This window comes from Myxococcus guangdongensis (assembly GCF_024198255.1).
Lineage (GTDB): Bacteria > Myxococcota > Myxococcia > Myxococcales > Myxococcaceae > Myxococcus > Myxococcus guangdongensis.
The window spans coordinates 568852-584526 of record NZ_JAJVKW010000004.1; the positions used below are offsets into that span (position 1 = coordinate 568852).

3 protein-coding genes are annotated in these 15675 nt (G+C 69.9%); all 3 read left to right on the forward strand.

What is annotated here, in order from left to right; all coding sequences use genetic code 11:
• The first annotated feature begins 200 nt into the window (after positions 1–200).
• Genes LXT21_RS15670 through LXT21_RS15680 form a run of 3 tightly spaced genes read left to right on the forward strand, consistent with a single transcriptional unit; the run spans position 201 to position 15666 of the window.
• On the forward strand, positions 201–2402 hold the full coding sequence (locus LXT21_RS15670; protein ID WP_254038939.1) for a beta-ketoacyl synthase N-terminal-like domain-containing protein: 2202 nt from the start codon (positions 201–203) through the stop codon (positions 2400–2402).
• The gene (locus LXT21_RS15675) at positions 2399–6784 is read left to right on the forward strand and encodes a type I polyketide synthase (RefSeq protein WP_254038940.1); all 4386 of its coding nucleotides are present in this window, start codon (positions 2399–2401) and stop codon (positions 6782–6784) included. The genes LXT21_RS15670 and LXT21_RS15675 overlap by 4 nt, the downstream gene beginning before the upstream one ends.
• On the forward strand, positions 6781–15666 hold the full coding sequence (locus LXT21_RS15680; protein ID WP_254038941.1) for a non-ribosomal peptide synthetase/type I polyketide synthase: 8886 nt from the start codon (positions 6781–6783) through the stop codon (positions 15664–15666). The genes LXT21_RS15675 and LXT21_RS15680 overlap by 4 nt, the downstream gene beginning before the upstream one ends.
• Positions 15667–15675: the final 9 nt, after the last annotated feature.

Below are 15675 nucleotides of genomic sequence, written 5' to 3' on the forward strand. Positions count from 1 at the left end.
GAGCCGTCAGGGGTGATGGGCCAGCCGCGCCATGAGACCCGTGGGCGTCTGAAGACTCTCACTCCCGCCTGTGTCAGTCGTCAAGAATCTCTCGGGTTGTCATGGTTTGTATGTGTCCTGGGTTGGGTCTGTTTGGATTGTCTGGTATGTGATTCGCGGTGTTTGACCGCGGCGTTGTGCGTGCGTTAAGGGTTTGTGCAATGCGACACGAGGCAATCGCTGTCGTGGGCATCGGACTCCGCTTTCCTGGAGCCGAGTGCCCGCGGACGCTGTGGAGGCTTCTGTGCGAGGGATTGGATGCGACCCGAGAGATTCCGGCCTCCCGCTGGGAGAAGGGCTGGCTCCATGAGCCCACCCCGGACGCTCCGGGAAAGGTGCGCCACTGGCGCGCTGGGCTGCTGGAGGACGTGGCGTCGGCGGACCCCCAGGCCTTCCGTCTGTCCAAGCGAGAGCTGAGGCAGATGGACCCCCAGCACCGCGTGTTGTTCGAGTGCGCGTGGCGCGCGCTCGAGGACGCGGGCATCCCCCTGGATTCCCTCCGGGGCAGCCGCACCGGGGTCTTCGTGGGGGTCAACTTCAATGACTTCCAGCGCATGCTCGCGCGGGACTGGGCGGCGCTGGATGGGTATTCGCTGCTGGGCACGACGCCGTCCTTCGCGGCCAATCGCATCTCCCATGCGTTCGACCTCCGGGGACCCAGCACCTGCTCTAGCGTGGGCTGTGCCTCGTCGACGACGGCCGTACACGAGGCCTGTAGAAGTCTGGTGTTGGGAGAAATCGACTGCGCGCTCGCCGGTGGGGTGGAGCTGATGCTCTCCCCGGACAGCAGCATCATGCTCTCCCAGGCCGGAGTGCTGTCGGCGCGCGGAGCGTGCCGGACCCTGGATGCCGGAGCAGATGGCTACATCCGAGGCGAGGGCGCCGGGCTGGTCGTGCTCAAGCCCCTATCCCGGGTGGACCCGAGTGATCGCGTGTACGCGGTGATTCGCGGCAGCGCCGTCAACCACAACGGCCGGAACGAGTGGATCATGGCGCCCAGCATCGAGGCGCAGACGGACGTCATTCGTCAGGCCTGCTCACGGGGCGGCGTGGAGGCCGCCAGCCTGGACTACGTGGAGCTGCACGGCTCGGCCTTCCTCAAGGGCGACGCGGCCGAGGCCCTCGCCATCGGCGCGACGCTCGAGGGCACCCGCTCAGGTCCCTGCCGCCTGGGCGCGGTCAGCAACAACCTGGGCTACCTGGGGGCGGCGGCCGGCATCGCGCAGCTCATCAAGGTCTGTCTGTCGTTGTACCACCGCACCTTGCCGCCGACGATTCATGTGGATTCCCCTAATCCCACCATCGCTTTCGGCGAGCTGGGACTTCAAATCCAGTCAGGTCTGGAGGCCTGGCCAGACCGCGGGGCAGGGATGCCCGCACGCGCTGGCGTCGTGTCTACCTCCCTGGGTGGGTCCAATGCCTTTGTCGTCCTGGAGTCCGCTCCGGAATCCCCTCTCATGCAAGGGCTTGCAGCTGCTTCGTCGAGCCACCTCCTGGTGCTCTCCGCGCTGACCTCGGAGGCGCTCGTGCGACAGTCCCAGCAGGTTCTGGATTTCCTTGAGGAGAACGCAGACTCTGCGGGCCGGCTCGGGGATGTCTGCTTTACCGCGATGTTCAAGCGGCAGCACCATCGCCATCGTGCCGCGATGCTCGCCGGGGGGCGGGAAGGATTGATGCGAATGCTGAAGGCATTCATCGGTTCTCCGGAGCAGACCCTCTGGGTGGAGGAGGAGCATCCGATTCCATGGGTCGAGGCGGCCCGGACCTATCTCGAGGATGGCAGGGTTTGTCGTGAGGCCTTCCCGGGGCGCGACGGGAGATGTGTGAGTCTTCCGGTCTATCCCTTTCAGAGACAGCGATTGTGGCCGGAGTGGCTGTCTCCCGAGGTGGTCTCTCGCGCTCCCTCCCCGTCGAGGCAGGAGATGGCCGAGACGCCTGTGCCGAAGGCGGCCACGGGGATGGACTTCCGGGAGGGGACCCCGCAAGCGCGCGAGGCGCGGCTGCTGGAGCTCCTCCAGGGGCAGGTGGCGGCGGTGATGGAAGTGGAGCCCGCGGCGCTGGACTGGCGAGGACGGACGCTGTTCGAGCTGGGGTTGAGCTCGGTGGCACTGGTGATGCTCGCGGGGCGCCTCGTGAGGGCGCTGGGCATCGCGGTGCCGACGACCTTCCTCTTCGAGCATCCACGGTTGGACGCGTTGGCGGCAGGGCTGCGGGGGCTCCTGGATTCACGGGCGGGCGTCGCTCGGGCGGCGGATGACGATGCGGGGCTGGTGGAGCGGATCGCTGGGTTGTCGGAGACGCAGGCCCGCGAGATGATTGCCCGGAAGCTCGCGGAGCTCGACCACGAGGAGGTGGGGGGATGAGCCGCGAGGACGGCGCGAGCGTGGAGTTGACGCCGCTCCAGCAGGCCCTGCTGACCATCGAGAAGCTCCAGCGGAAGCTCGGGGCTGGTGTGCGTGCTGACGACGGTGCCATCGCCATCATCGGGATGGGCTGTCGGTTCCCGGGCGGCGCTTCGAGCCCCGAGCGTTTCCGTGAGCTGCTCTGGAGCGCCGGCGACGCGGTGACGGACGTCCCCGCGGATCGTCGGGCGCTGCGAGGCGCTCATGACGCCGAGCCCTCCACGCCAGGCAAGACGACGATGCGCCGGGCGGCGTTCGTGGAAGGGGTCGACCGGTTCGACGCGGAGTTCTTCCGCATCTCCCGACGGGAGGCGGAGGGGATGGACCCCCAGCAGCGCTTCTTCCTGGAGGTGAGCTGGGAGGCGCTCGAGGACGCGGGGCTCTCGCCGCATCGGCTCGCGGGGACGAGGACGGGTGTGTTCGCTGGCATCCACGCTCGGGACTACGCGCTGGTCGCGGAGGGAGGGCTGGAGCGCGTTGGCGCGCATTACTCCACGGGCGTGGACGCGAGCTATGTCGCCGGTCGCCTCTCGTACCTGCTGGGTCTGGAGGGTCCCTGCATGGCCGTGGACACGGCCTGCTCCTCCTCGCTGGTCGCGGTGCATCTGGCCTGTCAGAGCCTTCGCGTGGGTGAGTCGACGGTGGCCATCGCGGGGGGCGTGAAGCTCCTCCTGGCCCCGCACCTGAGTGTGTTTCTGTCCAAGGCGGGGGCGCTCTCGCCGAGTCAGGTTTGCCGCGCGTTCGACCGCGACGCGGACGGGATGGTGCAAGGGGAGGGATGTGGCGTGGTCATCCTGAAGCGGCAGCGGGATGCCGTTCGGGATGGAGATCGAATCCTCGCGACGATTCGGGCCACGGCGATGAACCATGACGGCGCGAGCGGTGGGCTGACGGTGCCCAACGTCCGGGCGCAGGAGTCGCTGTACCGACTCGCGCTCGAACGCGCGGGCCTCGAGGCGGGACAGGTGGACTACCTGGAGGCCCACGGGACGGGGACCCGGTTGGGGGACCCCATCGAGTTGGAGGGGATATCGAGGGTCTACGGGCGGGCACGGGGTTCGGCGCGCCCGTTGTGGGTCGGCTCCGTCAAGCCGAACATCGGCCACACCGAGGCGGCGGCGGGCATCGCGGGGCTCATCAAGGCCGTGGCGATTCTCCAGTCGGGAGAGGTGCCGCCTGCTCTGCACTTCGAGCATCCGACGCCCGAGTTCGCCTGGGAGGGCTCCGGCCTCGCCGTGGCGCGGGAGCGCATGTCTCTTCCGGAGCTGGGGCGCCCGCATCGGGTGGCGGTGAGTTCGTTCGGGATGAGTGGAGTGAATGCCCACGCGCTGCTCGAAGCGCATCGGGAGGCGGTGGAGGCCGCTCCGGATGTCGGGCCCTACTTGCTGCCGCTCTCGGCGCGCGGTGAGGCCGCGCTGAGGGAGCTGGCCGGGGTTTGGTCGCGTCAGCTCCCGGGGATGAATCTCAGGGATGCGTGCTTCACGGCGGGAGCGGGACGCGCGCACCACGACCAGCGGCTCGCCTGCGTCGCCCACACGCGCGAGGAGTTGCAGGCGCTGCTGCGCCGCGCCTCGGAAGGGCAGGAGGGCGAGGGGGCCTTCCAGGGACGCCTCAAGGGCTCGGGCGGACGTGGCGTGGTCTTCGTGTTGGGAGATGACGCCTCCTTGGCCCGAGGGCTCATGCGTGCGGAGCGGGGCCTGGAGCCCTCGTTCCTTCGTCACGTCGAGCCTCTCGACGGTGTTTTCCGGCAGCTGATGGGCACGTCGGTGTTCGCGCGTGAGGCCGCGCCCCTTCGCTCCGTCGAGAAACGCGATGGCGTCGTCGATGGTATGGCGGGCGAGTCGGTGTCCGCGCGGGCCCGCGGGCGTGAAGGTGATGCCGCGCTCCTCCTCATCTGTCAGCTCGCGCTGGCGGAGCTGTGGCGCTCCTTCGGCGTCGAGCCGTCCGCTGTCGCCGGCCATGGCACGGGTGCGCTTTCCGCCGCCGTGATTGCGGGCCTGCTCACCGTGGAGGAGGCGCTCCAGATTGTCCTCGGTCTCCCTCCGCCTCAGTCGCTTCCCGCTCGGCCGGCGAAGTGCCCCTTCCTGTCCTTTCGAGAGGAGACGTGGGTCGACGCGGGGGCAGAAGGAGCCGTTGGTGACCTGGCGAGTCGGGACGTTCCCGACGTTGACCTGTCCGCCGAGCACCTGATGGAGCGGAACGCCTCCGTCTACCTGTCGCTGGCCTGTGAGACCTCGCTTGGAGAGGCCGTGGAGGCGGCGGCCCAGCGTCGGGGCAGGGACGTGCTGCACGGTGCTTCCGCCGTCGGTCTTGATGCCCGTCACCCACTGCTGACCCTCGCCGCGAAGCTCTATTGCGCTGGAGTCCCTCTCCGCTTCGAGCACCTCTTCCCCGAAGCGAAGAAGGTCGTCGCGCCGACCTATCCCTGGCAGCGAGAGCGCTTCTGGTGGGATGGGGAACGCGAGCCCGCGAAGGCCGCGCCCGTGGCGGTCGAGGATGCTGCCGCGAGTGAGGAGCTGTTCCACGAAATCTCGTGGAGCCCTCGCGAGTCGGAGCGCACACAGGCCCGGCTGGATGGCACCTGGCTCATCGTCTCCGAGGAACCGGAGGCCACACAGGCGATCCGGGATGCACTGACCGATGCGGGAGGCGAAGTGGTGCTGGCGCGTCCAGGCGCTGCCTATGAGCGCGTGTCCGCTCGTGACCACCGTCTCGACTTCACCCAGGCTGCCTCCTTCTCCCTGTTGCTGCGCGAGCTGTGCTCGGCGGACCCGGAGCTTCGCGGTGTCCTCTTCCTGGCGCGTGCCGAAAACCCCGAGGCTCCCGAGTCCCTGCCCCGTGACGTCCGGGTCCAGGCCGTCGCCGTGACCTCGCTCGTGCAGGCCCTGGCTCGCGCGACGCTGGAGAGGCCTCCGCGTCTGTGCCTCATCACCCGAGGCTCGCAGGCCGTGGGCGGAGCCCCGGAATCGGTGTCCCTGCTGGGCGCATCCCTCTGGGGGCTCGGACGGGTCATCGCCTACGAGCACCCCGAGCTGAGGTGCTTGCGAATCGACGTCGACTCCGTGTCAGCCGTGGAGTCGTCGCGATTGCTCGTCGATGAACTCCGTCGCGCATCTGCTCCCCCCGCGGAGGACGACGAGGTCACGCTGCGCGGAGACAGACGGTGGGTCCCGACGCTCACGCAGGGGCGTCGTACTCCCACGCCCGCGAAGCCGTTCCGTCCACGAGCGGACCGCACGTACCTCATCACGGGTGGGCTCGGCGGCATCGGGCTCCGATTGGCCTCCTGGCTGGTGTCCCATGGCGCGCGTCACCTCGCGCTGTGCGGTCGGACGGGGGAGACGCCAGAGGCGCGTCGGGTCCTGGCTCCCCTGCGCGCCACGAGAGCGCAGGTGGACGTCTTCTCCGTCGATGTGAGCCAGACGGAGTCGGTCGCGGCCCTGCTTCGCTCGGTGCGGAGTGGAGGACCTCCTCTTGGCGGACTCTTCCATTGCGCGGGCGTGCTGGCCGACGGCTCGCTGCTCCAACTGGAGCCCCGGAGCTTCGACAGCGTCATGGGCCCCAAGGTGGACGGCGCCTGGAACCTCCACACGCTCGCCACGGAGGCCACGGTGGAGCAGTTCGTCCTGTTCTCATCGACCGCGTCATTGCTGGGCGCTCCGGGGCAGGGCAACTACGCCGCGGCGAACGCCTTCCTCGACGCGCTGGCCCACCTCCGTCGCGCACGTGGACTGCCCGCCATCAGCCTCCAGTGGGGAAGCTGGGCGGAGATCGGCATGGCCGCCGCGGACGCCCGGCGCGGTGCGCGACTCGCCGAGCACGGCATGGAGCCCATGTCCGTCGACGCCGCCCTATCCGCCATGGCCCTCACGCTCGCCGAGGCGCCCGTGGTCCGCGCCATCGCCCGCTTCGATGTGCAGCGCTGGACACGCAGCCACCCGTCCGTGGCCCGCTCGTCCCTGTTCCGTCCCCAGGTCCACGCGCCCCGCTCGGAGGGCGAGCCGCGCAAGCTCCGCGAGGCGCTGCTCTCCCTGGAGGGCCCCGCGCGCTCCCACCTGATGGAAGCCCGACTCAAGGACATGGTGGCCCACGTCTGTCGACTGTCCCCAGAGCGACTCCACGCGACGGACTCGTTCGAGTCGCTGGGCCTCGATTCCATCATGGCGCTGGAGCTGCGCGACCTGGTCCTGGGAGAGCTCGACGTGGGGCTGCCCCTCAAGCGCTTCGTGGATGACGGCTCCATCGGGCAGGTGGCCGCGGAGCTGCTGGAGAAGCTCGCCGTCGCCAGCGTGATGGGCGGAGTGTCCTCGGCGCGCGCCGACACCAAGCGGGTCCTCTTATGACGCTGGCGGAGCTCCTCCAGTCGCTGTCCGCTCACGGCATCAAGCTGAGCGTGGATGGCGAGCACCTGGCCGTCGATGCGCCGAACGGGGCGCTTCCCACGCGGCTGCGCGAACAGCTCGTGGAGCACAAGGCGGCGCTCCGGGCCCTCCTGTCCGAGCGCGACGAGTCCGTGTCGGGAAGCCCCGTGGAGGTGGTGCCCCGGCCCGAGGAGCGCCATCTGCCGTTCCCGATGACCGAGCTCCAGCAGGCCTACAGCGTGGGTCGACAGGCCGAGCTGGAGATGAACGCGTCGATGCACGCATACAACGAGCTCGACTGCCCCGCGCTCGACCTCGCGCGTTTCGAAGAGGCGTGGAACCAGGTCGTGGCCCGCCACGAGATGCTGCGCGCCGTGGAGGCCCCGGGCTTCCAGCAGCAGATCCTCCCCTCCGTCCCGCGCTACCTCCTGCCCGTCGAGGACCTGCGTGGGCGTGGCCAGGAGGAGGTCGAAGCGCGGCTCGGCGCCATCCGTGGGCGGCTGTCCCAACAGGTGCTCCCGCTCGACCAGTGGCCCTTGTTCGAGCTGCGTGCGTGCCTGCTCGACGGCGACCGCGTGCGCCTCTTCATGAGCATCGATGGGACCTTCATCGATGGGTACAGCTTCCAGATCCTCTACCGAGAGCTGGTGCGCTTCTATCGGCACCCCGAGGCCACCGCCGCGCCCCTCTCGCTGTCGTATCGGGACTATTCGCTCGCCGTGCACCACGCCCGAGGTGCCCGCTACGCGCGCTCGCTCGAATACTGGCGCGCGCGTCTCCCGAACCTGCCGCCCGCGCCGGACCTGCCGCTGGAGAAGGACCCCCGCACGCTCCGGCGTCCCCGCTTCGGCCGCTGGTTCGCTCGCGTGGACGCGGAGGTGTGGCAGCGACTCAAGCAGCGGGCCCGCGCACGCCGGCTGACCGAGCCCGAGCTGCTGCTGGCCGCGTACGCGGAGGTCATCGCCCGTTGGAGCCGCAGCCCGCGCTTCACGCTCAACGTCCCGCACTTCAACCGACTGCCCGTCCATCCGCAGGTCAACGACATCATCGGGACCTTCGCCAGCTTCACGCTGGTCGAGGTGGACCACCATCCGGAGCGCAGCTTCACGGAGCGGGCGCTGGCGATTCGTGAGCAGCTCCTCCTCGCGCTCGAGCATCGCGAGGTGAGCGGCGTCGAGCTGCTGCGCGAGCTGTTCCGGGCCCAGGGGCGCATCTCCGGCGCCATCATGCCCGTGGTGATGACGAGCTTCGCCTCCCACTCCAGGAGCGGGGACTCGCATTGGGTGGACTTCCTGGCGGAGTCGTTCGGTGGGCTCGTCGAGGCCCTCACGCAGACGCCGCAGGTGTGGATCGACCTCCAGATCGTCTACCAGCGGGGCGGCGTCTTCCTGAACTGGGACGTGGCGGAGGAGCTGTTCCCGCCCGGCATGTTGGAGGACATGTTCAACAGCTTCCACGCGCTGCTCCTCCGGTTGGCGGAGGACGACGCGGCTTGGGAGCGAGCGGACCTGGACCTGCTGCCCGTGCGCCAGCGCGAGCTCATCGCCAGCGTGAACGACACGGCCCGCCCGCTGAGCGGCGAGCTGCTCCACACGGGCTTCTTCCGGAACGCCGCCGCGCGTCCCGACGCGCTCGCCCTGGTCTCCGAGGGGAGCACGCTGAGCTATGGCGAACTCGCCCGGCGCGCCAACCGCCTGGGACATGTCCTCCGCGAGCGAGGCGCCGCGCCCAATCGCGTGGTCGCGGTGGTGATGGAGAAGGGCTGGGAGCAGGTCGTCGCGGTGCTGGGTGTCCTGGCCTCGGGCGCCGCGTACCTGCCCATCGACGCGGGCCTGCCGCTGGAGCGGCGCTCGTTCATGATGCGCAACGGCGGCGTCGAGCAGGTGGTGACCCAGCCCAAGTTCGCGCGGGACTCGTGGCCCGAGTCCGTCCAGGTGCGGGTCCTCACACCAGAAGCCTTCGGTGAGTACCCCGACGCGCCGTTGTCGACCGCGCAGCGGCCCGAGGACCTCGCGCACATCCTCTACACGTCCGGCTCCACGGGGCAGCCCAACGGGGCGATGCTCACGCACGCGGGGATGGTCAACGCCATCGAGTGGACGAACCGGAAGTTCGGTGTCGGGCCGGACGACCGACTCATCGCCCTGAGCGCGCTCCACCACGACTTCTCCGTCTACGACCTCTTCGGAACGCTGAGCGCGGGGGGCACGGTGGTGATGCCCGATGCCTCCCGGCGTCGGGACCCCTCGCATTGGGTCGAGCTGATGGCCCGTCACGGCGTCACGCTCTGGAGCACCGTGCCGGCGATGATGGAGATGCTGCTGACGTACCTCGAGGGAGGCAACGTCCGGCTCTCGTGCCCGCTGCGGCTCGTGATGTTGGGCGGCGACTGGATTGCCGTCACGCTCCCCGGACGCCTGCGTGCGCGCTTCGGCGGCGTGAAGGTGGTGAGCGTCGGCGGTCCGACCGAGACGTCGCTGTGGAACATCACCCATCCCGTCGAAGAGGCGGACGAGCGTCGCCGAAGCATCCCCTACGGCAAGCCCATCGCCAACACGCGGTACTACGTGCTGGACGAGCGATTGGAAGAGAGGCCCGTCTGGGTGCCCGGCGAGCTGTGCTGCGCGGGCATCGGCGTGGCCCAGGGCTACATCGGCGCGGGGGCGGGCTCGCGGAAGTTCACCGTCCATCCGCGCACGGGTGAGCGCATCTATCGCACGGGAGATCTCGGCCGTTATCTGCCCGATGGAACCATCGAGTTCCTCGGCCGCGTCGACTTCCAGCTCTCCATCCGCGGACAGCGCATCGAGCCCGGAGAAATCGAAGCGGCCCTGCTGCGGGTGCCGGGCATCCGAGCCGGCGTGGTGGGGGCCGTCGGTGAGCACCACGAGAAGCGGCTCGTCGCGTATGTCGTCCTCGCCGACGGGGCGGGGGCGTTCGACACGCGGCGCGTCCGCGAGCTCCTCTCGCGTGAGCTCCCCGAGCACATGGTGCCCGCGACGTATGTCGTGCTGGACGCCCTGCCGTTGACCCGCAACGCCAAGGTGGACCGCCGGGCCTTGCCTCACCCGGATGAGGCCTCCCAGGCAAAGCGGGACGTCGCGGCGCGGCCACCACCGGCCTCCGTGGGTGAAGGCACGCGAGCGCTCCAGGACGCGTTGTCGAAGGCCGTCGGGGCCGTGCTGGGGATTCCGGCCGTCCATCCGGACACCAACTTCTTCGAACTCGGCGCCAACTCCGTGCATCTCATCCAGCTGCACCTGCGCATCAAGCAGGCGCTGGCGCTGACCATCCCCGTCGTCGAGCTGTTCGGGAACCCGACGGTCCGCTCACTCGCGGCGCGACTCGGCGGTCCGGGGACGGCGGCGCGACCCACGCCCATCGTCGAGGCACCGCCGAAGCAGGAGGACCGGGACATCGCCATCATCGGGATGAGCGGCCGCTTCCCAGGAGCAGCGACGCTCGACACGTTCTGGCGCAACCTGGTGGAGGGCGTCGAGTCCGTCGGCACCTTCACCGATGACGAGCTGCGCGCCGCGGGCGTGAGTGAGTCGGCGTTCAGGGACGCGCGCTATGTCCGCGCCTCGGCGGTGATGGAGGACTTCGACGCGTTCGACGCCGACTTCTTCTCGCTCACGCCCCGCGAGGCGCGCTCCCTGGACCCTCAGCAGCGCGTGTTCCTGGAGTGCTCGTGGGAGGCGCTCGAACACGCGGGCTATCCGCCTGGCGCGGGAGACGCCGTCGTCGGCGTCTACGCCGGCAAGAGCGTCAGCCACTACCGCTATCCCTATCCGGACCTGACGCGGCCGCTCAGTTTCTTCCAGGACCTCGTGTCCCAGGACAAGGACTTCCTGGCGACGCAGACCTCGTACAAGCTCGACCTGCGCGGTCCGAGCCTGAATCTACAGACGGCCTGCTCGACGTCGCTCGTCGCCGTGTCGACGGCCTGCGACGCGCTGCTCGACGGACGCTGCGACATGGCGCTCGCGGGCGGGGTGGCCATCAAGGTCCCGCACAAGGTCGGCTACCTCTACGAGGAGGGCAGCATCTTCTCGAAGGATGGCCACTGCCGGCCGTTCGATGCCCGGGCCAGCGGCACGCTCCCCGGAAGCGGAGCCGGCGTCGTCGTCCTCAAGCGCCTGAGTCGAGCGCTCGCCGATGGGGATCGCGTCCTCGCGGTCATCAAGGGCTCGGCCATCAACAACGACGGGCACCAGAAGGTCGGCTTCATGGCGCCCGGTGTCGAAGGGCAGTCGGATGTCGTCCGACGCGCGCACCACCGCGCCGGTGTCGACCCTCGGAGCATCTCCTACGTCGAGGCGCACGGGACGGGGACCGCCATGGGCGACCCCATCGAGGTCGCCGCGCTGACCCGCGCCTTCGGTGAGCAGGCGGAGTCCCGGTCCTGCGCGCTGGGTTCGGTGAAGAGCAACATCGGACACCTGGACAGCGCGGCGGGCATCGCCGGGCTCATCAAGGTCGTGCTGTCCCTCCAGCACCGAACCCTGGCGCCCTCGCTCCACTTCGAGGCGCCGAACCCGCGCATCGACTTCGAGCACAGCCCCTTCTACGTGGTCGACAAGGCCATGCCCTGGAGCGTGGCGGGCGGCCCGCTCCGCGCGGGCGTCAGCTCCTTCGGCATCGGCGGCACCAACGTCCACGTGGTGGTGGAAGAAGCCCCCGCTACACGGGCGCCCGAGACCTCCGGGCCGGACCGCTCCCGCCATGTCCTGACGCTCTCCGCGCGCAGCGACACGGCGCTGCGGCTGCTCGCGGGCCAGTACCAGGCGCTGCTGGAGGGAACCGACGCGGCGCTCGCGGACGTGTGCTTCTCCGCGAACACGGGTCGGGTCGCCTTCGAGCACCGGCTCGCCGTGGTGGCCTCGGAGCGCGGCGCCATGGCCGCATCGCTCGGCGCCGCGGCGAAGGGCGAGGAGCGTCCGGGGCGGGTGCATGGGGTTCTCGACGCGAGGTCATCGCCGAAGGTCGCGTTCCTCTTCTCGGGGCAGGGCTCGCAGTACGTCGGCGCTGCTCGCGAGCTCTATCCGACGCACCCGGGGTTCCGCCGCCGCATCGATGCGTTCGATGTGCTGCTGCGAGGCGCCTGGGGACGTTCGCTCCACTCGGTGCTCTATCCGGAGCCAGGACACAGCTCGCCCATCGACCAGTTCGACTACGCGCAGCCGGTGCTCTTCGCGCTCGAGTACGCGCTGGCCGAGTTGTGGATGTCCTGGGGCGTCCAGCCGGATGTCCTGCTCGGGCACAGCACCGGAGAGCTGGCGGCGGCGTGCCTCGCGGGGGTGTTCAGCATCGAGGACGGCCTGAAGCTGGCGATTCATCGCGGCCGGCTGATGCACCAGCTCCCCGAGGGCGGAAACCTCGCGGTCTCGACAGGTGAGGCGGAGGTCCGCGAGGTCCTGGCGCGAGGCGGGTGGAGTTGCTCCATCGCCGCGCTCAACGGCCCCGACAACGTGGTCGTCTCCGGTCCTCCTGGCGAGCTGGGTGAGGTGGCCTCGGCCCTGGAGTCGCGGGGCCTCAAGGTGCGCCGCCTGAACATTCCGCGCGCGGCCCACTCGGTCATGGTCGAGGCCCTCCTCCCGGAGTTCAGGGCCGTCGCCGCCACGCTCACCTATTCGCGGCCCGGAATCCCCATGGTCTCCGGGATGACCGGCGAGCCCATCACGGACGCCATCACCACGCCCGACTACTGGTGCCGCCAGCTCCGAGAGCCGGTGCGCTTCGCACAGGGCGTGGAGCACCTGTACCGCGACGGGGTGCGGGTGTTCGTCGAGATGGGGCCCAAGGCCACGCTGCTCGGCATGGCGGCGCGGTGTGTCCCGGAAGGGGAGTGCGCGTGGCTGCCGAGCCTGCGGCCCGAGGACGGCGGCTGGCAGCAGATGTTGGAGAGTCTGTCGGCCCTGTATGTGCGAGGCGTCCGCGTGGACTGGACGGCCTTCGAGGCGGGCTTCACCCGACGCAAGGTGGCGCTCCCCACGTATCCCTTCCAGCGTCAGCGTTACTGGGAGGAGGGGGCGGGGCTGCAGCGGCTTCAGGGGACGAGCGTCGCGCGTGAAGAACACCCCCTGCTCGGCGCGCGCTTGCCGTTGGTCGTGCTCGGCGCGGACGCGTTGCTGTTCGAGTCGACGCTGGGTCCTTCGTCGCAGGCGTTCCTGGCACAGCACCGCGTCTTCAGCACTCCGACGTTGCCCGCGACCGCCTATGTCGAGATGGCGCTGGCCGCGGGCGCGCGACTGCTCGGCACGAAGGCTCCGCGGCTGGAGAACCTGTCCCTGCTCGCGGCGATGACGTTCCCGGGGGACGCAAGCCGCAAGGTGCAGTGCTCGGTGAGCAAGGCCGAGGGCGGCACCGCGACGGCGCGCATCTTCAGCCGCGCCACGGAGGGCGAGTGGATCCTCCATGCGACCGCGACGCTGCTCGCTCCGCGCGAGGACGAGACTTCCGAGGCGTCGGGCTACGACGCGGTGCTCGCGATGCAGCGGTCCGCGCCGATCATCCAGGACCCCTATCGAAGGGCACGGGAGTCCGGGGTCGACTTCGGCGCGGAGTTCCAGGGCATCACCGAGTTGCGCCGGCACGCGGATGAGGTCCTGGCCCGAATCGAGAGGCCCGCCGTGCTCGGGGACAACGACGCGTTCTTCGCGCACCCGGCGCTGTTGGACGCGTGTCTCCAGGTGGTGGGGGGCGCGTATCCAGAGCCGAGCGGCTCCGAGCTCTATGTGCCGAGGAGCCTCGAGAGCCTCGAGTTGTTCGGAGGACTCGAAGCGCGGATGTGGAGTCACGCGGTGGTGCTCCCCCTGGACGCGACGTGGAAGCGGCTTCGCGCCGATGTCCACGTCTTCGGCAGTGATGGGAGGCTGTGCGCGCGAGCCCTCGGGCTGGAGCTTCAGCGGACACGTCGGGAAGCCCTGAGCCCGACGACCCAGGCGCCGTTGGACGGACGGCTCTACGAGCGCCGATGGGAGCCGCTCGCGTTGGATGCGGTGGGCACAGCTCCGGCAGCGACAGAGCGCGGTCCGTGCCTGATTCTCGCGGACGAGCGCGGACTGGGACTTCAGCTCGCGCGCGCACTCGAGCGTGATGGACGGACCTGTCTCCTCGCGTTCCGCGGACAGACGTTCCGCGCGCTCGATGCCTCGCGCTTCGAACTGCCGGAGGGCCCCGAGGCGCTCGCGGATGCGCTGCGGACCCTGCCGCTCCCGGCCTCGCTGTCGGACGTCATCCTGCTGTGGGGGCTCGACGGCGCGGATTCGGAGGACTTGGACCCGGCGCGTCTCGATGCGGACTCCGTGCGCGGCTGCGGAAGCGGTCTCGGGCTGCTGCGCTTCCTGATCGAACGTGGATACTCCCAGGCCGTGTGGTTGGTGACGCGGGGCGCGCAGGCCGTCGTCTCCGGGCAACCGCTCTCCGGCATTGCGCAGTCGCTGCTCTGGGGCCTGGCGCGACCGGTCGCCATCGAGTCCTCCGAGCTGGATGTCCGGTGCGTCGACCTCGATCCACACAGCGAGCCGGGTGCGCAGGTGGAGGCGCTCTCGCGGGAGCTCCGTGCACGAGCGGAAGTGGCCGACAACCAGGTCGCCTTCCGAGGGGGGCGCTGGGTCGCGCGGCTGCGCGGGGTCCCGTCTCGAGAGGTGCTGACCGCGTCTCCTCGGTGGGTGGGGACCGACGCTGTCCGGGAGGATCGCAGCTACCTCGTGGTGGGTGGGCTCGGAAGGCTGGGGTTGCTGACGGCGGAGTTGCTGGCGAAGCGAGGCGCGCGGAGCCTGGTGCTGACGGGGCGCGGCGTCGTGGGACCGGAGGCGGCCGAGCGGCTGGAGCAACTGCGTGAGCTCGGGGTGAGCGTCGAGTACCGACAGGTGGACGTCGCGGACGAGGACGCGCTCGCGGCGTTGCTCCGAGAGGTCGCGGACGAACTCCCGCCGCTGGGCGGCGTGTTCCACTCGGCGGGCGTGCTCGATGACGGTGTGCTGCGCCAGCAGCGCTGGGCCCGGTTCGAGAACGTGCTGAGGCCCAAGGTGAGGGGCGCCTGGAACCTGCACCGACTGACCTCGGGACTCGCGCTCGACCACTTCGTGTTGTTCTCGTCGGTGGCCTCCCTGGTCGGCTCCGCCGGACAGTCGAACCACTGCGCGGCGACGGCGTTCGAGGACGCGTTGGCGCACCATCGCCGCGCCCTCGGACTGCCGGGGCTCAGCATCAACTGGGGCGTGTGGGCGGGAGACGCCGGAGCCCGCGTGGACGTCGGCGAGCGCTCTCACACTCCGGGCTGGGGGAGTCTCCCCGTGCGAGACGGACTCGCGGCGCTCGAGGCGCTGCTCATGAGCCCTGTCGCCCAGGTGGGCGTCGCGGAGATCGACTGGGCGGTGTTCGGCGGTGGCCGCTCCGCGCCCTACGACGCCGAGCTGCGCGACGCGGCCCGGGGACGGACCGTGGAGCGCGCTCGCTTCCTGGAGACGCTCTCTCGCTCGCCCGTCATGAATCGCCGGAAGCTGCTGCTCGAGTACCTGCGTGAGCAGGTGGCGTGGATTCGCGGCGCGGCCTCGGGTGCATCGGTCGACCCATCACAGGGCTTCAGCGAGATGGGCATCGACTCCCTGGCGGCGCTGCAGCTCAAGAACCGGCTCCAGAGCGGCTTCGGGCTCTCGCTGCCCGCCACCCTCGTCTTCAACTACCCCACCACCGAGAAGCTCGCGGAGCAGCTCGCCACCACGTTCCTTCCCCTGGAGTTCGCCTCGCCCACCAGCGCCGCTCCCGAAGCTCCGGAGCAGGGCACCTCCGCACTGGAGAACCTGTCCGAAGCGCATCTGGCCCACCTGCTCGAAGAGCAGCTCTCGAAGATGAACTAGGAGCCCGCC